15 protein-coding genes are annotated in these 19,712 nt (G+C 67.1%); 10 read left to right on the top strand and 5 right to left on the bottom strand.

The features are described from left to right. Positions 1–61 precede the first annotated feature (61 nt). Entirely contained in the window at positions 62–1,456 is a 1,395-nt protein-coding gene (ffh, locus tag CF70_RS32345) for a signal recognition particle protein (RefSeq protein ID WP_035875549.1), read from the bottom strand. Positions 1,457–1,559: 103 nt separating this feature from the next. Here ffh and CF70_RS32340 point away from each other — a divergent pair, with 103 nt between their 5' ends. The 7 genes from CF70_RS32340 (at position 1,560) to CF70_RS32310 (ending at position 12,015) form a co-directional block, all read left to right on the top strand. Further along, positions 1,560–2,492: a cytochrome C assembly family protein gene (locus CF70_RS32340; RefSeq protein ID WP_035875547.1), complete on the top strand. Its 933-nt coding sequence runs from the start codon at positions 1,560–1,562 to the stop codon at positions 2,490–2,492. A gap of 7 nt (positions 2,493–2,499) precedes the next feature. Further along, the gene (locus tag CF70_RS32335) at positions 2,500–2,775 is read left to right on the top strand and encodes a PP0621 family protein (RefSeq protein WP_035875546.1); all 276 of its coding nucleotides are present in this window, start codon (positions 2,500–2,502) and stop codon (positions 2,773–2,775) included. Beyond that, complete coding sequence (locus tag CF70_RS32330; RefSeq protein WP_035875544.1) at positions 2,772–4,841, top strand: ATP-binding protein; 2,070 nt, start codon at positions 2,772–2,774, stop codon at positions 4,839–4,841. The genes CF70_RS32335 and CF70_RS32330 overlap by 4 nt, the downstream gene beginning before the upstream one ends. Positions 4,842–4,938: 97 nt before the next feature. Beyond that, entirely contained in the window at positions 4,939–6,648 is a 1,710-nt protein-coding gene (locus tag CF70_RS32325; RefSeq protein ID WP_035875542.1) for a sigma-54-dependent transcriptional regulator, read from the top strand. Beyond that, the gene (ampD, locus tag CF70_RS32320) at positions 6,641–7,258 is read left to right on the top strand and encodes a 1,6-anhydro-N-acetylmuramyl-L-alanine amidase AmpD (protein ID WP_035875541.1); all 618 of its coding nucleotides are present in this window, start codon (positions 6,641–6,643) and stop codon (positions 7,256–7,258) included. Before CF70_RS32325 ends, ampD begins: the two co-directional genes overlap by 8 nt. Positions 7,259–7,759: 501 nt before the next feature. Next, positions 7,760–10,702: a ribonucleoside-diphosphate reductase subunit alpha gene (locus CF70_RS32315; protein ID WP_035875538.1), complete on the top strand. Its 2,943-nt coding sequence runs from the start codon at positions 7,760–7,762 to the stop codon at positions 10,700–10,702. Positions 10,703–10,812: 110 nt separating this feature from the next. Next, the gene (locus CF70_RS32310) at positions 10,813–12,015 is read left to right on the top strand and encodes a ribonucleotide-diphosphate reductase subunit beta (RefSeq protein WP_035875536.1); all 1,203 of its coding nucleotides are present in this window, start codon (positions 10,813–10,815) and stop codon (positions 12,013–12,015) included. A 172-nt stretch (positions 12,016–12,187) separates the two neighbouring features. Here CF70_RS32310 and CF70_RS32305 read toward each other — a convergent pair whose 3' ends face one another. Next, positions 12,188–13,111 carry a DMT family transporter gene (locus CF70_RS32305; protein WP_035875534.1) on the bottom strand — a complete coding sequence of 308 codons (924 nt, stop codon included), beginning with the start codon at positions 13,109–13,111 and terminating at the stop codon, positions 12,188–12,190. A gap of 124 nt (positions 13,112–13,235) precedes the next feature. Here CF70_RS32305 and CF70_RS32300 point away from each other — a divergent pair, with 124 nt between their 5' ends. Beyond that, on the top strand, positions 13,236–14,156 hold the full coding sequence (locus CF70_RS32300; RefSeq protein ID WP_035875532.1) for a LysR family transcriptional regulator: 921 nt from the start codon (positions 13,236–13,238) through the stop codon (positions 14,154–14,156). 23 nt (positions 14,157–14,179) lie between these two features. On the opposite strand, the gene CF70_RS32295 is transcribed toward CF70_RS32300, so the two are convergent. Then, entirely contained in the window at positions 14,180–15,025 is an 846-nt protein-coding gene (locus CF70_RS32295; RefSeq protein WP_051649339.1) for a helix-turn-helix domain-containing protein, read from the bottom strand. Between the two features lie 56 nt (positions 15,026–15,081). Between CF70_RS32295 and CF70_RS32290 the strand changes: the two genes are divergently transcribed. Then, positions 15,082–15,438 (top strand): GFA family protein, encoded by a 357-nt coding sequence (locus tag CF70_RS32290; RefSeq protein ID WP_035875530.1) that lies wholly within the window; start codon positions 15,082–15,084, stop codon positions 15,436–15,438. Between the two features lie 56 nt (positions 15,439–15,494). Then, on the top strand, positions 15,495–16,121 hold the full coding sequence (locus CF70_RS32285; protein WP_035875528.1) for a glutathione S-transferase family protein: 627 nt from the start codon (positions 15,495–15,497) through the stop codon (positions 16,119–16,121). Positions 16,122–16,164: 43 nt separating this feature from the next. Here the strand turns inward: CF70_RS32285 and CF70_RS32280 are convergent, their stop codons facing one another. After that, entirely contained in the window at positions 16,165–18,513 is a 2,349-nt protein-coding gene (locus CF70_RS32280; protein WP_035875525.1) for a cytochrome P450/oxidoreductase, read from the bottom strand. A gap of 54 nt (positions 18,514–18,567) precedes the next feature. Continuing rightward, positions 18,568–19,518 carry a Bug family tripartite tricarboxylate transporter substrate binding protein gene (locus CF70_RS32275; protein WP_414629495.1) on the bottom strand — a complete coding sequence of 317 codons (951 nt, stop codon included), beginning with the start codon at positions 19,516–19,518 and terminating at the stop codon, positions 18,568–18,570. Positions 19,519–19,712: the final 194 nt, after the last annotated feature.

Genomic DNA, 19,712 nt, shown 5'->3' with positions numbered 1-19,712 from the left:
GATCTTTTGCGGGTGAAACGGCGGCGCCGGGAAAGAGCGGGGCGCCGCCACGCCGGACGGCTTAGCGGTTGAAGAGTCCCTTCATGCCGCCCTTCATCGCGCCCATCGAGCGCATCATCTTCATCATGCCGCCGCCCTTGAGCTTCTTCATCATGCTCTGCATCTGGTCGAACTGGTTGAGCAGGCGGTTGACTTCCTGCACCGGCACGCCGGCGCCGGTGGCAATGCGGCGCTTGCGGCTGGCCTTGATCAGTTCCGGCTTGGCGCGTTCGGCGGCGGTCATGCTGTTGATGATGCCTTCCATGCGGCGCACCTGCTTTTCCGCCACGTCCATATTGGCGCCCTGGGCTTGCTGGGCGAATTGCGCCGGCAGCTTGTCCACCAGGCTGCCCAGGCCGCCCATCTTCTTCATCTGGCCGATCTGGGCCTTGAAGTCTTCAAGGTCGAAGTCGCCCGTCTTCTTGATCTTCTTGGCCAGCTTCTCGGCGGCTTCCATGTCCACGCCGCGCTGGGCTTCCTCGACCAGGGCGAGGATGTCGCCCATGCCCAGGATCCGCTGGGCCATGCGATCGGGGTAGAAGGGCTCCAGGCCATCGAGCTTTTCGCCAACGCCGACGAACTTGATCGGGCGGCCGGTGATGTGGCGCACCGACAGCGCGGCACCGCCGCGCGCATCGCCGTCCAGCTTGGTCAGCACCACGCCGGTCAGCGGCAGCGCGTCATGGAAGGCGCGCGCGGTGTTGACCGCGTCCTGGCCCAGCATGGCGTCGACCACGAACAGGGTTTCGACCGGCTTGATCTCGGCGTGGAGCGCGGCGATTTCCTGCATCATCGCTTCGTCGATACCCAGGCGGCCTGCCGTATCGACGATCAGCACGTCGTGATAATGCTTGCGGGCCCAGTCAACCGCCGCGCGGGCGATGTCCACTGGCTTCTGGTCCGGCTCGGAGGGGAAGAAATCCGCGCCGACCTGCTCGGACACGGTCTTGAGCTGGGCGATAGCGGCGGGACGGTACACGTCGCACGACACCGTCAGCACTTTCTTCTTCTTGTTTTCCTTGAGCCACTTGGCCAGCTTGCCCACGGTGGTGGTCTTGCCCGCGCCCTGCAGGCCGGCCATCAGGATGATGGCGGGCGGCTGCACCGCGAGGTTCAGCTCGCCGCTCTTGTCGCCGGCGGCCAGGCTTTCCTCGCCACCGATGACGGCGGTCAGCTCGCGCTGCACCACGCCCACCAGGGCCTGGCCCGGCGTCAGGCTGGACACCACGTCTTCGCCGAGTGCCTTTGTCTTCACGCGGGCGATGAATTCGCGCACCACGGGCAGGGCGACGTCGGCCTCCAGCATGGCCAGGCGCACCTCGCGCAGCATTTCGGCGGTATTGGCTTCGGTCAGGCGAGCCTCGCCGCGCATGGTCTTTACGACCCGCGCCAGGCGTTGAGTGAGATTGTCCAGCATGGCAGAAGTCCGGGGGATAGGGCTTGATCGAGGCTTGATGCGGGCTCGGGACCCGGCTCAAGCGGGGCGCCACCGGGACGGGGCGCTAAGGTAAACTGTGCAAATGGCCATTGTACTGTATGCCTTGACGGCACTTCTCTATTGCGGCCTGGCCTATCACGGCTGGGCGACGCGCAACCCGCAGCTATCGGCTGCCGGCGCCGGCGGCGCCATCGGGGGCGCGGCGACCACCGTGCTGCTGCAGGGCGGCGGGGGCGCCGGCGGACGCGGCGAGGAACGCCCGGCCTGGTGGCATGTGCTGATGCTGGCTGCGGTGGCAAGCCACGGCCTGCTGCTGCACGAAACCATTTTCCCGGCTGACCGCATGGTGTTCGGCTTTGCCTTCGCGCTGTCGGCCATGTTGTGGCTGGGCGTGGGCATCTACTGGATCGAGAGCTTCTTCTTCTCGCTGGCCGGCCTCGGCCTGATCGTGATCCCGGTGGCGATGCTGGCCAGCCTGATGCCGCTGGCCTTTCCCGGTGCGCAGATCCTGGGCTATGCGGCGCGGCCGTTGTTCAAGCTGCACTTCATCATCGCCAACGTGGCCTACGGCCTGTTCACGCTGGCCGCCTTCCATGCTTTCCTGATGCTGCTGGCCGAACGCCGCCTGCACGGTTTCAACCGCTCGCCCCAGATCGGCCAGGCCAGCGAGCCGGCGCAATGGATCGGCCGCTGGCTGGACCTGCTGCCGCCGTTGCTGACGCTCGAAAAACTGCTGTTCCGCCTTATCGGCGCCGGCTTCGTGCTGCTGACGCTGACGATCCTGTCGGGACTGCTGTTCTCCGAGCAACTGTTCGGACGGGCCTTCCGGCTCGATCACAAGACCGTCTTCGCGCTGCTGTCGTGGGCGATGTTCGCCGGCATCCTGGCCGGTCGTACCTTTTATGGCTGGCGCGGGCGCACCGCGCTGCGCTGGGTGATCGCATCCTTCGGCATCTTGCTGCTGGCCTATGTCGGCAGCCGCTTTGTCATCGAAGTCATCCTGCACCGACTCTGAGGCCGGCATGGCACGCATCTTCCTGGTCCTGGCCGTGGTGCTGGGCTTCTTCTGGTGGCTTCGCCAGCGCGCCGAGGCGCGCCAGCGGGGGGATCGCGCGGCCCGGCATGGTTCCGCGCAAGGGTCGCAAGGCCGCACCCAGCCCGCGCAGGAACCCATGGTGCAGTGCGCGCAATGCGGCGTGCACCTGCCGCTGGGCGAAGCGATCGCCTATCGCGGCCTGCACTACTGCCGGCGCGCCCACCTGCCTGCCGACAGCGATCCTGACAGCCCGGCCACATGAACGGTAGCATCTCGTTCTGGTCCCGCCTGAATGCCTGGCACGGCGTCGCCGCACTATGGCGCCAGTTGGAGCCTCCCGAATTCCACTGGCGCCTGCTGCGCTATTTCAGCTGGACGCGGCTGGCGGTGGCCGCGCTGCTGCTGGGTTACGCCTGGCTGCCGGCGCAGCGCGGCGATACCGAGCGGGCCGCGCAGGGGCTGGGCAACGGCCTGGCCGCGCTGCCGCTGGCCGTGCCGTATGCCGGGGTGGCGCTGGCGATGGTGATCGCGACGCTGTGGTGGCGCCGCGGTTTTCATCTGCGGGTGCGCTTCCAGGTGCTGGCCGACCTTGTCCTGCTGGGCCTGATTTTTCTCGCGCAGGGCCACCGCGGCGAGGGATTGGCCATGATCTTCCTGCTGCCGGCGCTGCAGGCCGGCGCGCTCACCAGCCTGTTGTTCGCGCTATTCACCGCGGCGGTCTCGGCGCTGGTGGTGATGAGCGCCCCCTTTGCGCAGACCCTGCTGCTGCGCCAGGCGGACACTGGCCTGCTGGGCTCGGGTCTGTATGGCCTGGTCTTCATGATCGCGGCCTCGCTGATGTACCTGCTGGCCAACCGCCAGCTTGCGCAGGAGCGGCTGGCGCTGGCGCGCGAGCAGGAGCTGCGCCTGCAGCAGCTGGTCAACCGGCTGATGGTCAACGACATGCAGGATGGCGTGATGCTGCTGCGTGCCAACGGCGTGGTGGTGGCGGCCAACCCGGCCGCGGTGGTGCTGTTGGGCGTGCAGCCCGCCGAACGGGGCAAGCAGGCGTCCACGCCGGCCACCGGGCGTGACGCACTGTTCGACCTGCGCCAGATTCCCCGCCTGCAGCCGCTGATGGAGATGCTGCGCGACTGGGTGCGCAGCAAGGATGACGCGCCGCGCATCCTGCAATTGCTGCCGCTGCCTTCGCGGCCCTCCTCGGGCCGGGGCCCCATCCTGCATACGCGGCTGCGGCTGCGCTTCCTGCTGCCGGGGCTGGCCAGCCTGCGCTCGACCTTTGCTTCCTCGCTGTCGGTCTCGCTCGGGGCGCAGAACGCCATGAACACCGGCACCTGGAACGACCTGTCGCCCGAGGCGGCGGCGCGGCTGCGCCTGGCCATCGCGCAGAGCGAGGCCATGGCCTGGCGCCCGGAGGATGAGGCCCTGCTGCGCAGCGAGATGCGCGACACGGTGCTGGTCCACATCGAGAGCTGGGAACGCATCGCCGAGCAGGTGCAACAGGAAAAACTGGCCGCCATGGGGCGGCTGGTGGCGAGCGTGGCGCACCAGATCCGCAATCCGCTGGCGGCCATCAGCCAGGCCAGCGAACTGCTGGCCGAGACCAGCCGCCGGGGCGTGCGTCCCGGCGAGGCGGGGCGGCCCGAAGGCGATGTGGATACCCGGCTGCTGCGCATCATCCACGACAATGTGCGCCGGCTCGACCAGGTGGTGTCGGACGTGCTGCAGATGTCGCGCCGCCCGCGCACCGAGCGCTCCGCCGTGGACCTGAACCAGGCCCTGCCCGAGATCATCAGCCGCTGGCGGCTGGAGATGCGCTCGCGCTCCGCCAACGACGATCCGGTCGGCGCGCGGCGCGTGCCGCGGCCGGCGGAGATCAACGCCAATGCGGTGCGGCTCACGGTGGATGTAGCGCGCCCGGTCATCTTCGATCCGTCGCAGCTGCAGCAGGTGCTTGGCAACCTGCTCGACAACGCCTGGCGCTATTGCAGCCGCCTGCCCGGCGCGATCCGGCTGCTGGCCCACGCGCTGGACCAGCACCACGTGGAGCTGATCATCTGGAACGATGGCGTCGAGGTGTCGCGCGAGCACCAGCGCACGCTGTTCGAGCCATTCTTTACCAGCAACGCCCAGGGCACCGGCCTGGGCCTGTTCATGGCGCGCGAGCTATGCGGCGCCAACGACGCCCAGGTACGCTACGGTACGATTTCGCTTGACGCGCTGCTGGCGCAGACCGGCATGCTGGCGCCCGCGGCACGCGATACACTGCCGGCCAAGGCCTTTGTCCTGACCCTGCGCATCGACGCGCCGGACAACGCGGGCGGCTGAGCCGCGCTGCCGCCGCGAACGGTTCGCCAGGCCGTCAGCCAGGCCGCCGCGCGCCAATGCACCAATTCCACTTCGCCAGACCGCCAGACGCAGACCCATGCTCCTCAAGACGCCAGGCCCCGATCCGATTCTCGTCATCGACGACGAGGCCGACCTGCGAGAACTGCTCGATATCTCGATCCGCCGCATGGGGCACGACGTGGTGCTGGCTGGCTCGCTGGCGGAGGCGCGCCAGCAGCTCGCCGCGCGCCGCTATAGCCTGGTGCTGACCGACATGCGGCTCGGCGACGGGCTTGGCATCGATATCGTGCGCCAGCTATCGAGTGCGCCGGAACGGGTGCCGGTCGCCGTGATCACCGCCTACGGCAGCGCCGACAACGCCGTGGAGGCGCTCAAGGCCGGCGCGTTCGACTACATCGCCAAGCCGGTCTCGCTGGACCAGTTGCGCAGCCTGATCCTCAATGCGCTGGGACGCCAGCAGCGTGACGGCGCCGAGGGCGCCGGCGCGGCCGTACGGGAGAGCGCGGACCGCGCGGCCAGCCTGCTGCCTGGCCATTCGCCGGCCATGCACGAGGTGCGCCGCTCGCTGTCGCGGCTGGCGCGCAGCATGGCGCCGATCGTGATCAGCGGCGAGTCCGGCAGCGGCAAGGAGCGCGCCGCGCGCGCCATCCACGCGGTGAGCGCGCGCGCCGCGCATCCCTTTATCGCGGTCAATTGCGGCGCCATCCCCGAAACCCTGATGGAATCGGAGTTCTTCGGCCATGTGAAGGGGGCCTTCACGGGCGCCGACGCCGAGCGCGGCGGTTTCTTCCAGGCCGCCAACGGCGGCACGCTGCTGCTCGACGAAGTGGCCGATCTGCCGCTGGCGATGCAGGTCAAGCTGCTGCGCGTGCTGCAGGAGCGGCGCGTGCGCAAGATCGGCGCGAGCCGCGAAGAGAGCGTGGATGTGCGGGTGTTGTGCGCCAGCCACAAGGATCTCTCCGCGATGGTCGCGTCCGGCCAGTTCCGCCAGGATCTGTTCTACCGGATCAACGTGCTGGCGCTGCGCGTGCCGACGCTGCGCGAACGGCACGAAGATATCCCGGTGCTGGCGGGCGCCATCCTGGAGCACTTGGCGGTGCGCTACGGCGATCCCCATCCCAAGCGGCTTTCGGCGGCCGCACTGCAACGCCTGTCCGACTATTCGTTCCCCGGCAACGTGCGCGAACTGGAGAACCTGCTGGAGCGGGCCTACGCCTTCGCGGAAGGCGAAACCATCGAGGTGGACGACCTTGGCCCGCTGGACGCTGGCACGGGGTATTCGGCCTTGCCGCGCCCGCCTGCCTCTGTGTCTTCGGCGGATGCGGCGCCCTGGGCGGCGCCTGTTGCCTACCCAGGGGCCGGCGCGCCACCGCCGCTGCCTGCTGCGCCGGCAGCGCCGTCCGGTCTCAGGCCAGATATCCAGCATGAAGCGCCGCCGGAATCCCGATCCGGCGTGCACGCGGCTGCGCTTTCGCAGCCCGCGGCGCCAAGCCTGGGCGAAGGGGCGGGAGCGGCTTGCCGCGCGACATTCCCGATCGACCTGACCGGTCGCCTGGAAGCGCTTGAGCGCGACCTGATCCTGCAGGCGCTGCAGCAGACCGGTTTCAACCGCACCGCCGCCGCGCCGCTGCTGGGCCTGAGTTTCCGGCAATTGCGCTACCGCATCCAGCAACTTGGCATCCGCGAGGGCCGCGACGACGCGGCCGACGGTGCCGACGCCAGCGAAGCGAGGCGCGACGGCCCGATGGGTGGGCTGCTGGCCGCCGATGGAGAGCGCGATGCCTGAGCACGACAACGGCAAGTTCGCGCCCGGGCCTGGATTCCACCCGGATCCGGCCGGCTGGGTGCCCGCGGCGCGCCGCGTTCCATCGCCCAACTTCGACGCCCGGCCCGCGCACATGCCGGTCGACCTGGTGGTGATCCACAATATCAGCCTGCCGCCGGGACAGTTCGGCAGCGGCGATATCGAGGCCTTCTTCCAGAACCGCCTCGACCCGTCCCGCCATCCTTTCTTCGCGACGATCCATCAGGTGCGGGTTTCGGCGCATTTCCTGGTGACGCGGGAGGGCGAACTGGTCCAGTTCGTTTCCTGCCTGGACCGGGCCTGGCATGCCGGGCAGTCCGAATTCTTCGGCCGGCCGCGTTGCAATGACTTTTCCATCGGCATCGAAATTGAAGGCAGCGACGACCAGCCTTTCGCGTTGGCCCAATACCACACCACCTCCGCGCTGGTGCGTGCCCTGCTCGGCGCTTATCCGGTGCGCGCGGTGGCGGGGCACAGCGATATCGCACCCGGACGCAAGACCGATCCCGGCCCGCATTTCGACTGGGCCGGCTTTGCCGCCGCCGCTGGCGTGGCTCCGGGGCAGTTGCCTTACCGCAAAGACCAGCCTTGAAGCAAGCCTCAATTGCGGGGCCTGGGGGATAGCGTGAATCTGGGGAAAACCCTGATAAAGTCCGCGCCTATCGGAGTGGCCAGCCCAATCAAAAAAATTTCGCGTCACAGTGCGGTAACGCACCGTCGGGCGGGATCCCTTGAGTCGCTTGGGTTGGCGGGTATGGCGCAGCGCCGCATGCTGCGCCCGCACCGGAAATCGCGCCAAAAAAGCGCTTGTCAAGACTGGTGAATCCGCCCCATTTCACTATACTTAGTCCAGTTTTTCGCATCGACCACTAGATCTAGTGGTGCTTTCGGGGAGCCGGCCTAGGTGTGCAGTTTCCGCCGCAGCAATGGCTGCGGTCCGCCGAAGGGCCGGCGCATCACAAGAGTCCCAGCAGAATCCAGCAAAGCAGCGCGCCCTCCCGGGTAAGACCGGCCGGCGTGTCAGAGCCTTTTTGCGCATTTTGCCCGGGACTCTTTGTCACTCATAAAACACGGGTCAGAACAGGAGTTCCTCATGCAGACAGCCCAGAACGACATTTCCACCGGCGCCGCCGCCGCCGGTGCAGCAGCGAACGCGCAGTCGAGCCCCGCTACTGCCGGCGCTGGCAGCTACCAGGATTACAAGATCATCCGCCGCAACGGTGCCGTTGTGGCGTTCGAGCCGAGCAAGATCTCGGTGGCGGTGACGAAGGCCTTCCTCGCCGTCAACGGCGGGCAGGGTGCCGCTTCGGCGCGTGTGCGCGAAGTGGTCGAGCAAGTGACCCAGAACGTGGTCCGCGCCCTGCTGCGCAGCCGCCCCAACGGCGGCACCTTCCATATCGAGGACGTGCAGGATCACGTGGAACTGGCGCTGATGCGCTCGGGCGAGCATGAAGTGGCCCGCTCCTATGTGCTGTACCGTGAAAAGCGTACCCAGGAGCGCGCCCAGGCCAATGCCCAGGCAGTCGCCCGCGTGCAGGAAGGCGGCGTCACGTTCAACGTGACCGATGGCGGCGTGGCCCGCGTGCTGGACCTGAACGCGCTGCATGGCCTGATCGACAACGCCTGCTCGGGCCTTGGCGACGCCGTGAGCGCCGAGCCGATCCTGAAGGAAACGCTGAAGAACCTGTACGACGGCGTGCCGATGACCCAGGTCTACGACTCCGCCATCCTGGCCGCGCGTACCCTGATCGAGAAGGACCCGGCCTACAGCCAGGTCACCGCGCGTATCCTGCTGCACACCATCCGCAAGGAAATCCTGGGCGCCGAAGTCACCCAGACCGAAATGGTGTCGCGCTACGCCGAGTACTTCCCCAAGTTCATCGCCCGCGGCATCGAAGCCGAGCTGCTGGACGAGAAGCTGGCCACCTATGACCTGGCCCGCCTGGGCGCGGCACTGGACGCCCAGCGCGACTTCCAGTTCAACTACCTGGGCCTGCAGACCCTGTACGACCGCTACTTCCTGCACATCGAGGAAACCCGCATCGAAATGCCGCAGGCATTCTTCATGCGCGTGGCGATGGGCCTGGCACTGGGCGAGAAGGACCGCGAAGCACGCGCCATCGAGTTCTACCAGCTGCTGTCGTCGTTCGACTTCATGTCGTCCACGCCGACCCTGTTCAACTCGGGCACCCGCCGCTCGCAGCTGTCGTCGTGCTACCTGACCACCGTGTCGGACGACCTGGAAGGCATCTACGAAGCGCTGAAGGAAAACGCGCTGCTGTCGAAGTTCGCCGGCGGCCTGGGCAACGACTGGACCAATGTGCGCGCCCTCGGCTCGCACATCAAGGGCACCAACGGCAAGTCGCAAGGCGTGGTGCCGTTCCTGAAGGTGGTGAACGACACCGCCGTGGCGGTCAACCAGGGCGGCAAGCGCAAGGGCGCGGTCTGCGCCTACCTGGAGACCTGGCACCTGGACATCGAGGAATTCCTCGAACTGCGCAAGAACACCGGCGACGACCGCCGCCGCACCCACGACATGAACACGGCGAACTGGATTCCCGACCTGTTCATGAAGCGCGTGATGGAAGGCGGCGAGTGGACCCTGTTCTCGCCCGCCACCTGCCCGGACCTGCACGACCTGGTCGGCAAGGCTTTCGAAACCGCTTACCTGGGCTATGAAGCCAAGGCCGCCAATGGCGAGCTGAAGCTGTTCAAGAAGGTCCCCGCCATGCAGCTGTGGCGCAAGATGCTGGGCATGCTGTTCGAGACCGGCCATCCCTGGATCACCTTCAAGGATCCTTGCAACATCCGCAGCCCGCAGCAGCATGTGGGCGTGGTGCACAGTTCCAACCTGTGCACGGAAATCACGCTCAACACCAACGACAGCGAAATCGCCGTGTGCAACCTGGGTTCGGTGAACCTGGTGGCCCACCTGAAGCAGCAGGCCGACGGCACCCAGGTGCTCGACCACGCCAAGCTCGAGAAGACCATCCGCACCGCGATGCGCATGCTCGACAACGTGATCGACATCAACTACTACGCCGTCGAGAAGGCCCGCACCTCCAACCTGCGCCACCGCCCGGTCGGCATGGGCATCATGGGCTTCCAGGACTGCCTGCACATGCTGCGCCTGCCGTACGCCAGCGACGCCGCCGTTCAGTTCGCCGACACCTCGATGGAAGCGGTGTGCTACTACGCCTATCGCGCCTCCAGCGAGCTGGCCGAGGAACGCGGCCGCTACAGCACCTATGAAGGCTCGCTGTGGGATCGCGGCATCCTGCCGCAGGACTCGCTCAAGCTGCTGGCCGAAGAGCGCGGCGGCTACCTGGAAGTGGATCACTCCTCGACCATGGACTGGGACAGCCTGCGCGCGCGCATCAAGCAGCACGGCATGCGCAACTCGAACTGCATCGCGATCGCGCCGACGGCAACGATCTCGAACATCATCGGCGTGTCGGCCTGCATCGAACCGACCTTCCAGAACCTGTACGTCAAGTCCAACCTGTCGGGCGAGTTCACGGTGGTCAACGACTACCTGGTGCGCGACCTGAAGGCGCGCGGCCTGTGGGACGAAGTGATGGTCGCCGACCTGAAGTATTTCGACGGCAAGCTGGCCCGCATCGACCGCATCCCGCAAGACCTGCGCGATATCTACGCAACGGCCTTCGAAGTCGAGCCGAGCTGGCTGGTGGAAGCCGCCAGCCGCCGCCAGAAGTGGATCGACCAGGCCCAGTCCCTGAACATCTACATGGCCGGCGCCTCGGGCAAGAAGCTGGACGACACCTACAAGCTGGCCTGGCTGCGCGGCCTGAAGACCACGTACTACCTGCGCACGATGGCAGCCACCCACGTGGAGAAATCCACCGTGTCGCGCGGCTCGCTGAATGCCGTGTCGTCGGGTAGCGACGGTGGCATCGGCGCCGCCGGCATCGACCAGGCCGCCGCCTCCGCACCGGCCATGCCGGAAGCCGAAGGCGCGGTCTGCACGATGCGCCCGGGCGACGCAGGCTTCGACGAGTGCGAAGCCTGCCAGTAAGTCATTACCTGCCGGCCCCCCCCCCCCCCCGCCCCCCCCCCCCGCGGGGGGGGGGGGCGGGGGGGGGGGGGGGCCACGGCAAACCAAAGCATTCCACGGAGAACCACACCATGCTGAGCTGGGACGACGACGTTCAAGCCACCCCGCAGGCTGCCCCGCAGCCCGCGCCGAACCCCACTGCCACGCCTGCCGCCGCACGCTCTGTCGACCAGCACGGCGTGCTGCCGCCGGCCGCCACGCAGCCGGCCGGCACGGGTATCCTCGGCAACCTGCCGGCGTCCGACGCGCCGACGGACCGCCGCGTGAATGCCGCCGACAAGCGCGTCATCAACGGCTCGACCGACGTCAACCAGCTGGTGCCGTTCAAGTACAAGTGGGCCTGGGAAAAATACCTGGCCGGCTGCGCCAACCACTGGATGCCGCAGGAAATCAACATGTCGCGCGACATCGCGCTGTGGAAGGACCCGAACGGCCTGACCGAAGACGAGCGCCGCATCATCAAGCGCAACCTCGGCTTCTTCGTCACCGCCGACTCGCTTGCCGCCAACAACATCGTGCTGGGCACCTACCGCCAGATCACCGCGCCGGAATGCCGCCAGTACCTGCTGCGCCAGGCCTTCGAGGAAGCGATCCACACGCACGCCTACCAGTACATCGTGGAATCGCTCGGCCTCAACGAAGCCGAGATCTTCAACGCGTACCACGAAGTGCAGTCGATCCGCGACAAGGACGAGTTCCTGATCCCGTTCATCGACACGCTGACCGACCCGGCCTTCAAGACCGGCACGCCGGAGAACGACCAGAAGCTGCTCAAGTCGCTGATCGTGTTCGCCTGCATCATGGAAGGCCTGTTCTTCTACGTGGGCTTCACGCAGATCCTGGCGATGGGCCGCCAGAACAAGATGACCGGCGCCGCCGAGCAGTACCAGTACATCCTGCGCGACGAATCGCTGCACTGCAATTTCGGCATCGACCTGATCAACCAGATCAAGCTCGAGAACCCGCACTTGTGGACCGCCGAGTTCAAGGAAGAGATCACCGCGCTGTTCAGGAAGGCCGTGGACCTCGAGTACCGCTACGCCGAGGACACCATGCCGCGCGGCGTGCTGGGCCTGAACGCGCCGATGTTCAAGGGCTACCTGCGCTTCATCTGCAACCGCCGCTGCCAGCAGATCGGCCTGGAGCAGCTGTTCCCGAACGAGGAAAACCCGTTCCCGTGGATGAGCGAGATGATCGACCTGAAGAAGGAACGCAACTTCTTCGAGACGCGTGTGATCGAGTATCAGACGGGTGGGGCGTTGTCCTGGGATTGAGAGCCGTTGTCTTGTAGTCCCGCGCGGTAGGGCGTGACGCATGAACAAAAAAGCTCCCTCGGGAGCTTTTTTGTTTTGGTCCCGTATCGGGATGAAGGCAATCCAACCCCGCGCAACAGAGTTTGCGGCCATCGCCGCCGCGAACGATGACTGGCGCGGCTGAGCGTGGGCGTCAGGCCTGCGCGGCCTGCGCTACCTCTGCCTCGGCCGGCTTGCGCCAGCGCACCGTGGCCAGCAGCGATGCCGCCACGATCAGCCCACCGCCGGTCCACGCGGTGGCCGAGATCCTTTCCCCCAGCCACAAACTTGCGAACAGCGCGCCAAACGCGGGTTCGCTGCCCATCAGCAGGGCCACGCGTGTCGGGCTGCTGCGCTTGATGGCGTAGTTCTGCGCGAAGAACGCGAACAGCGTGCAGGCGATCACCAGGTACAGCACGGTGCCCCAGAATGCCCCGTGGCCGGAGATCGAAGGGATGGGTTGCCACTGCGCGGGCATCAGGACCAGCGCCACGGCCACGCTGCCTGCCGCCACCACGCCAGATTGCACAGCCGTCATCGTCAGCGCCGGCATCGGCGCCGCGCGCATCACGCGCTTGGTCACGCATACCATCAACGCCCGCAACACCGCGGCGGCCAGGATCAGTCCATCGCCGGGATTGAGGACGAACTCGCCGTCGCCGGCCAGCAACCATGCGCCCAGTAGCGAGAGCGCCACCGCAGCCCATTCGATGGCGCCCGGCCTGCGCTTGAGCAGCAGCCATTCGACCAGCGGCGTCAGCACCACGCACAAGCTGATCAGGAAGGCGGCGTTGGATGCGCGCGTGAGCAGCACGCCGAACGTCTCACACAGGAAGATGGCCAGCAGCAGCACGCCGGTGCCGAGCACGGCGCGCATCGTGGCGGCGTCGGCGTGGCGCAGCCTGCCCAGCGTGGGCGACAACACCAGGAAGGTGATGCCGAAGCGCAACGCCAGCAGGCCCAGTACGGGATAAAACACGAGCGCGCTCTTGACCATGCCGTAGCTGCTGCCCCAAACCACGGCAACCGCGAGCAGCATCAGGTCGGACAGCAGGAGGAAGCGTTTTTGAGCAGGCATGGCGGTTCTCGATCGATGGATCCTGCATTGTCGAACTTTGCATCCACGGTGATAATCGGGTCGATGTGCAAAGCCTTTATGTCACAGATGCATTAATCCAGTGCGCCGGCCGCGATCACGCCATATGAACCCAACCGAACTTTTCGCCTTGCTGCCCGACATGGCGGTGTTTGCGCGCGTTGTCGATGCTGGCAATTTTTCGGTCGCCGCGCGCCAGCTTGGCAGCACGCCTTCCACGGTCAGTCGCCAGATCAAGCGCCTGGAGGAAGCCCTGGCGACCCGCCTGCTGGAGCGCTCGACCCGCAAGGTGCGTGTAACGGAGTCGGGTGCGCAGGTGTACCGGTACTGCCGCGACGTGGTGAGCGCCGCGTCGGGGGCGATGGATGCGGCCGGTCACCTGGTGGGCCGGCCGCAAGGCCGGGTCAGCGTGAGCGCGCCGACCGCGTTTGCGAAGACGGTGATCCATCCGCTCGTGCCGGGTTTCCTGCGCGCGTACACGGAGATCGATCTCCAGTTGCTGTTCACCGACCACGAGGTCGATCCGCTCGATGACGATCTCGATCTGGTGATCCGCCTGACCGGGCACCCGCCGCCCGGCCTTGCGGGCCGGCGCCTGGGCACGGTGCGCTGGGTGCTGTGCGCCTCGCCGGCTTACCTGCGCGCGCGCGGCACGCCGGCGCATCCGCGCGAGCTTGCGCAGCACGATTGCCTGTACCTTGGCGAAACCGCCGACGACAACCGCTGGCGGTTTCGCAGGGACACCGAGACGCAGACCGTGGAGGTGCGGGGGCGCTATATCGCGAACCACGCCGGCGCGCGGCTTGAGGCGGCGCAGCAGGGCTTCGGCGTCGCCAACCTGCCGGATTTCGCCGCGGCCGGCGCGTTGCAGCGTGGCGAGCTGGTGCAGGTGCTGGCCGACTGGGAGCTGCAGGCGCGCGCCTATGTGGGTTCGGTATGGCTGCTATATCCGCCCAATCGTTTTTTGCCACCGAAGGTGCGGGTGCTGATCGATTACCTGGCGGAACACATCGGCGGCGCCGGGTGACAAGGTTTGCGCCGCCGTGGCGCTCAGCGGCGGTTTGCCGACGTGTTTTGCGAGCGCTGGTAGTCGCCCGGCGAAACCCCGACCAGCTTGGTGAAATCGCGCGTCAGGTGGGCCTGGTCGAAATAGCCAAGATCCGCGGCGAGCTGGGCAAGGCCGACCGGCTCGCCGCGCGCCAGCCGCCATGCCGCTTCCTGCAGGCGATAGCGCCGCAGCATCCATTTGGGCGACACGCCCACATATTCCTGGAACAGGCGCTGCAGGGCGCGCACGCCCACGCCGGCGTATTGCGCCAGCGCTTCCACGCCGGCCGGGCCCTGCGCGCTGGCGGCATGCGCCACCACGCGTTGCAGTTGCTCCACGGCCGGGTCTGGCGCGGGCAATGCGCCGGACAGCAGGGATTCGGCGGCGCTCACCATGGCCTCGTCACTGCCGGCATCGAGCACCAGTGCTTCCGCGTGGCGTTCGTCGCACTGCAGCAGAGGGCGCGCCGGGCGCGTGCCATCGGTCAACGCCGACATCGGCTCATCCAGAAAGGGGCGCAGGCCGCCCACGCGAAAGCGCACGCCGAGCACATGGCCGGCGCCTTCGAGCTTGCGGTCGAAGACACCGCGCACCACGCCGAAAATCGCCGTCTGTCCGTGGTCGAACACCAGGTTGGCGTTCGGATAGGGCAGCACTCGCTGCACCTCCGGCGCGTGGCCCTCCAGGTTCCACTCGACGATCCAGTAGTGCTCGACAAAGGGCGCCAGCGCCTCGGATGGCAGATAGCGGCCGAGCCGGATGCGGCACCCGGTGCCGCGCGGGTCGACGATGCCTTTGGGCTCGGCGGTGACGGGTGCATGCGTGTCGCGTTTTTCCAATCTGGACATGAGGATCGGTGCAAGACTACGGGCTTCGGCAAAGCGCCATGATATCGGAGACAACCATGCCAGAATCCCGTTACTCCGGCGGCTGCCATTGCGGCGCTGTACGCTATGAAGTGGACATCGACCTGGCTGGCGCCATCGAGTGCAATTGCTCGCTATGCAGCAAGCGCGGGTTCATCTGGTCGTTCACCCCCGCGGACAAGTTCACCCTGACCGACGGCGCGCAGGCCACGCGCACTTACAAGTTCAACAAGCATGTGATCGACCATCGCTTCTGCGAGACCTGCGGCGTGGAGGCCTATGCGCTGGGCAGCATGCCGGACGGCTCGCGCGTGGCGGCCATCAATGTGCGCTGCCTGGATGGCGTCGACCTGACACAACTGCAGCCCAGGAAAGTGGATGGCGCCAGCCTGTAGCGCGCTATCTTCCGATCCGATTTCACCGATTGCTTTCCCCCTCTGGAGCCCACGCAATGTCCCAGCCTGAAGTCACCCTGTTCCACTCGCCCAATACGCGTTCCACCGGCGCACTGACCCTGCTCGAGGAACTGGGCGTGCCGTATCGCCTCCACCCGCTCAACATGAAGGCCGGCGAGCAGCGCGAGCCGGCTTACCTGGCCATCAATCCGATGGGCAAGGTGCCGGCGATTCTTTATGGCGACGCGCTGGTGACAGAGCAGACTGCGGTGTTCATCTTCCTGGCCGACCTCTTCCCGCAGGCAAGACTCGCTCCCGCGCTGACCGATCCGCTGCGCGGGCCTTACCTGCGCTGGATGGCGTTCTACGGCTCGTGCTTCGAGCCGGCGCTGGTGGACCGCTCGCAGCAGCGCGAGACGCCGCGCGCGATGTGTCCCTATGGAGACTACGACACCACGATCGGCACGCTGCTCGGCCAGCTGGAAAAAGGGCCCTACCTGCTGGGCGATACCTTCACCGCCGCCGATGTGCTGTGGGGCACCGCGCTGACCTGGACCACCATGTTCAAGCTGGTCGAGGCGACGCCGGTGGTGCAGGCTTATATCGACCGCATCAACGCGCGTCCGGCGGTGGCGCGCGCGCGTGCGATCGACGCCAGGCTGGTGGCGGAGCAGGGCGGCTGATCGACTCGCCGAAAGACGGCGGCGCGCGGACAAGCGCCGCCGCTCACAGCTCCAGCACCAGCCGCGTGCACTTCGCGCGCGAGCAGCACGCCATCATCTTCGTATTGGCTTCGCGCTCGGCGCGGGTGAGCACCACGTCGCGATGATCCACTTCGCCGGCCAGCACGCGCACTTCGCACGAGCCGCACAGGCCTTCCTCGCAATCGCTCTGCATGTCGATGTTGGCGGCGCGCAGCGCGGCCAGCAGGGTCTGGCCGGGCGCCACCGTGACGACAAGGCCGGAGTCCTTCAGCTCGGCTTCGAAGGCCTGCTCCTGGCCGGGGTCCAGGGTGCTCAGCGCGGACTGGAAATGCTCGATCCGCAGCGCGTCCTCGGGCCAGCCCGCGCAGGCTTGCTGCAGGGCTTCGAGCATGCGCGCCGGGCCGCAGGCGTAGATCTGCGTATCCGGCTCGGGATGCGCGAGCAGGCTGGCGAAATCGTTGCGCCGTCCTTCGTCCCTGGCGTAGAGATGCAGGCGATCGCCATGCAGCGCGGACAGTTCGTCGAGCAGTGCCATGGATGCGCGTGAACGGCCGCTGTAGTGCAGTTCGTAGTCCATGCCGAGCAGCTTCGCCCGCCGCGCCATCGCGCTGACGGGCGTGATGCCGATGCCGCCGGCGATAAGGATCAGCTTGCCCGCGCTCTCGTCCAGCCGGAAGTGATTGCGCGGCCCGCGGATCTTCAGCCGGTCGCCGGCCTTTACGCTGTCATGGACCCATGCGGAGCCGCCGCGGCCTTGCGCTTCCCGCAGCACGGCGATCTCCAGCGCGCCGCTGTCGTCCGGATCGCCGCACAGCGAGTACTGCCGCGACAGGCCGGTATCGCCGCATTCCACGTCGATATGCGAGCCCGGTGTCCAGCGCGGCATCGGCCGGCCATCGGGCGATACCAGCCGCAGCCTGACGATGCCCTCGGCCGCTCGGGCCGCGCCAGCCACCACCACCGGCCGGCTCAGGGCATGGCCCGAAGGCTCGCCGATGCGTACCGGCACGTGTACGTCCAGCAAGGCAGGGTCGGCGCGCTCGGGATTCTGCCTCGGGTCCCACTCCACCCACACGTGCTCGGGGCCGCGGAACGAGGTGTTGGGCACGTAGCTGAAGCGCTGTTCCACCAGGCGCATATGGGGCAGGCGCCGCGTGAGCTCCTCCAGGAAAACCTGCATCTCCATGCGCGCCAGGTTCTTGCCCATGCACTGGTGCGAGCCATAGCCGAAGGTGAGCTGGTCGCTGGCGTTTTCGCGGCGGATGTCGAACAGGTCCGCGTCGGCGAAGTGCCGCTCGTCGTGATTGGCCGAGGACGTCACGATCAGCAGCCTGGAGCCGGCGGGAATGTCCACGCCGCCAACCTGCACGTCGCGCGTGGCCAGGCGCCGCCAGGCGGCCACCGAGCCGTTGTGCCGCAGGCATTCTTCCACCGCGTTCGGGATCAGGCCCGGGTCCTCGCAGATCTCCTGCCAGGCGCGCGGATGCTGCAGCAGCAGCTTGATGGCATTGGCCGTCGCATTGGCGGTGGTTTCATGCGCGGCGACAATGCCGGCCATCATCATCGAATGCAGGTAGGAGTCCGTCACGATCTCCGGGTGCTCCTGCTGCTTGCGGATGCCGTAGCGCATCCAGCCCGGCCCGGATGGGTCCTGCCGCATCTTGTCGAGGATCTTGCCGGCGAGCTGCCAGAAGTTGCCCACCGCATGCGCGACCTCCACCTGCTCCTCCGGCTTGGGCCGTCCCCAGGTGTTGACGGTATGCGCGATGGAGTACTTGCGCAGCAGGTCCATGTCTTCCTCGGGCACGCCGAGAAAATGCAGCGCCACGGTCAGCGGCACTTCCCACAGCATCTGGTCGACCAGGTCGGCGCGGCCGTCGTCGATAAAGCGGTCGACATACTCGCGCGCCAGCCTGCGCACCATGGGCTCGTGATGCTTGAGTTCCTCCGGCGTGAAAGGCTCCATCAGCACGCGGCGTCGCGGCATGTGCGCGGGCTCGTCTTCGTTGACGAGCGTGCGGTTCATAGCGTAGCCGTAGGAGGCCAGCACGGCGTTGGCCTCCGGCCCGGTCGGCGTGATCTTCTCCAGAGCGATGGAGGGGCTGAACGTCAGGTTGTCGCGGAAGATCGCCTTGATGTCGTCGTAGCGCGTCACCACCCAGTAGCCCAGCTTCGGGCTGTAGAAGACGGGCTCCTGTTCGCGCGCCCAGCGCACGTATTCGGGCGGGTCCTGCTGGTAGGCATCCTCGAAGGGATCGAAGCCGGCGGCGCCCTGGCTGACCGGGCAACCGCCAGGCGTGCGTTGCGCCGCCAGCAAGCTGTGGTCAACGGGGCATCCCGAGGCGCGTGTGTTGGGGGTGACGTTGGCCATGCTTGTTGCTCCGGTGTTCGTTTTTCAGGGTCCTTGCGCGACAAGGCGCGGCGGTCAGTCCAGCGTGATCTTCAGGTCGCGGATCAGCTTGTGCCAGCGCGTGGTCTCGCTGCGCAGCAGTTCAGCGTATTGCGCGGGCGTGTTGCCCACCGGCTCCACGCCGAAGTCCACCAGGCGCTTGTTGACGGCCGGCTCCTTGATGGCCGCCACCACCTGCTTGTTCAGCGTGGCGATGATGTCCGGCGGCGTCGCGGCCGGCACCACCATGCCGACCAGGGCGGCGGCTTCCACGTTCTTGTAGCCCGCCTCGGCAAAGGTTGGCACGTCCGGCAACTGGGGCAGGCGGGTCGGGTTGGCCACGGCCAGCGCCTTGACCTTGCCGCCCTTGATAAATCCCGCGCCCGCGGCAAGGTCGACCATCATGGCCGGGACTTGCCCGCCGGCCACGTCGGCCAGCGCGGGCGCCGCGCCGCGATAAGGGGCGTGGACCATATTCAGTCCGGCTTCCACCTTGAGCAGTTCCATCGCAAGATGGTGCGGGCTGCCCGCACCCGCCGAGGCGTAGTCGATGCCGCCGGCCTTGGACCTGGCGCGGGCGATGAACTCCTGCACGTTGCTGACGTTCATGCCGGGGCCGACCACCAGGATCATCGGAAAGCGGCCCAGCAGGGTGACGGGCGCCAGGTCCTTGACCGGATTGTAGGAAAGGGTCTTGTACAGCGCCGGGTTGAACACCAGCGTGCCGTTGTCCGCCGACAGCACCGTATAGCCGTCCGCCGGCGAGCGCGCGGTTTCCGCGGCCGCAATCGCCGTGTTGCCGCCCGGCTTGTTGTCCACCACCACCGGCTGGCCCAGCCGGGCGGAGAGCGCCTGGCCGATGGAGCGCGCCAGGAAATCTGATCCGCCGCCGGCCGCGTAGGGCACCACCCAGCGGACCGGCTTGGACGGGAAGGCGGTTTCCGCACTGGCGGTGGCCGCCAGCAAGGGGATGGCGGCCAGGCCCATGGCGATGCATTTGCGGACTGTGATCATCTTGTCTCCTGTTTCTCGTTTTATCGTCGGTAGCGGCTGTTTGCTTCTGCGACTTCGTTATGCGTAAATGATATACGCATTGCGTAATCTTGGGATGCGGGTTAACGCGGGTTTGCGGGCTCCGTGCCAATGTTCCTGACGCGGCGGCCCGCACCGCACTAGAATCT

The organism is Cupriavidus sp. SK-3 (assembly GCF_000611145.1).
Taxonomy (GTDB): Bacteria; Pseudomonadota; Gammaproteobacteria; order Burkholderiales; family Burkholderiaceae; genus Cupriavidus.
The sequence above is the reverse complement of the archived record's forward strand: the minus strand, read 5'-3'. Positions and strand labels throughout refer to the sequence as shown.

Excerpts from the sequence above, each read along its gene's own strand:
- ffh (WP_035875549.1), bottom strand. The coding sequence starts at position 1,456 with ATGCTGGACAATCTCACTCAACGCCTGGCGCGGGTCGTAAAGACCATG.
- CF70_RS32340 (WP_035875547.1), top strand. The coding sequence starts at position 1,560 with ATGGCCATTGTACTGTATGCCTTGACGGCACTTCTCTATTGCGGCCTG.
- CF70_RS32335 (WP_035875546.1), top strand. The coding sequence starts at position 2,500 with ATGGCACGCATCTTCCTGGTCCTGGCCGTGGTGCTGGGCTTCTTCTGG.
- CF70_RS32330 (WP_035875544.1), top strand. The coding sequence starts at position 2,772 with ATGAACGGTAGCATCTCGTTCTGGTCCCGCCTGAATGCCTGGCACGGC.
- CF70_RS32325 (WP_035875542.1), top strand. The coding sequence starts at position 4,939 with ATGCTCCTCAAGACGCCAGGCCCCGATCCGATTCTCGTCATCGACGAC.
- ampD (WP_035875541.1), top strand. The coding sequence starts at position 6,641 with ATGCCTGAGCACGACAACGGCAAGTTCGCGCCCGGGCCTGGATTCCAC.
- CF70_RS32315 (WP_035875538.1), top strand. The coding sequence starts at position 7,760 with ATGCAGACAGCCCAGAACGACATTTCCACCGGCGCCGCCGCCGCCGGT.
- CF70_RS32310 (WP_035875536.1), top strand. The coding sequence starts at position 10,813 with ATGCTGAGCTGGGACGACGACGTTCAAGCCACCCCGCAGGCTGCCCCG.
- CF70_RS32305 (WP_035875534.1), bottom strand. The coding sequence starts at position 13,111 with ATGCCTGCTCAAAAACGCTTCCTCCTGCTGTCCGACCTGATGCTGCTC.
- CF70_RS32300 (WP_035875532.1), top strand. The coding sequence starts at position 13,236 with ATGAACCCAACCGAACTTTTCGCCTTGCTGCCCGACATGGCGGTGTTT.
- CF70_RS32295 (WP_051649339.1), bottom strand. The coding sequence starts at position 15,025 with ATGTCCAGATTGGAAAAACGCGACACGCATGCACCCGTCACCGCCGAG.
- CF70_RS32290 (WP_035875530.1), top strand. The coding sequence starts at position 15,082 with ATGCCAGAATCCCGTTACTCCGGCGGCTGCCATTGCGGCGCTGTACGC.
- CF70_RS32285 (WP_035875528.1), top strand. The coding sequence starts at position 15,495 with ATGTCCCAGCCTGAAGTCACCCTGTTCCACTCGCCCAATACGCGTTCC.
- CF70_RS32280 (WP_035875525.1), bottom strand. The coding sequence starts at position 18,513 with ATGGCCAACGTCACCCCCAACACACGCGCCTCGGGATGCCCCGTTGAC.
- CF70_RS32275 (WP_414629495.1), bottom strand. The coding sequence starts at position 19,518 with ATGGGCCTGGCCGCCATCCCCTTGCTGGCGGCCACCGCCAGTGCGGAA.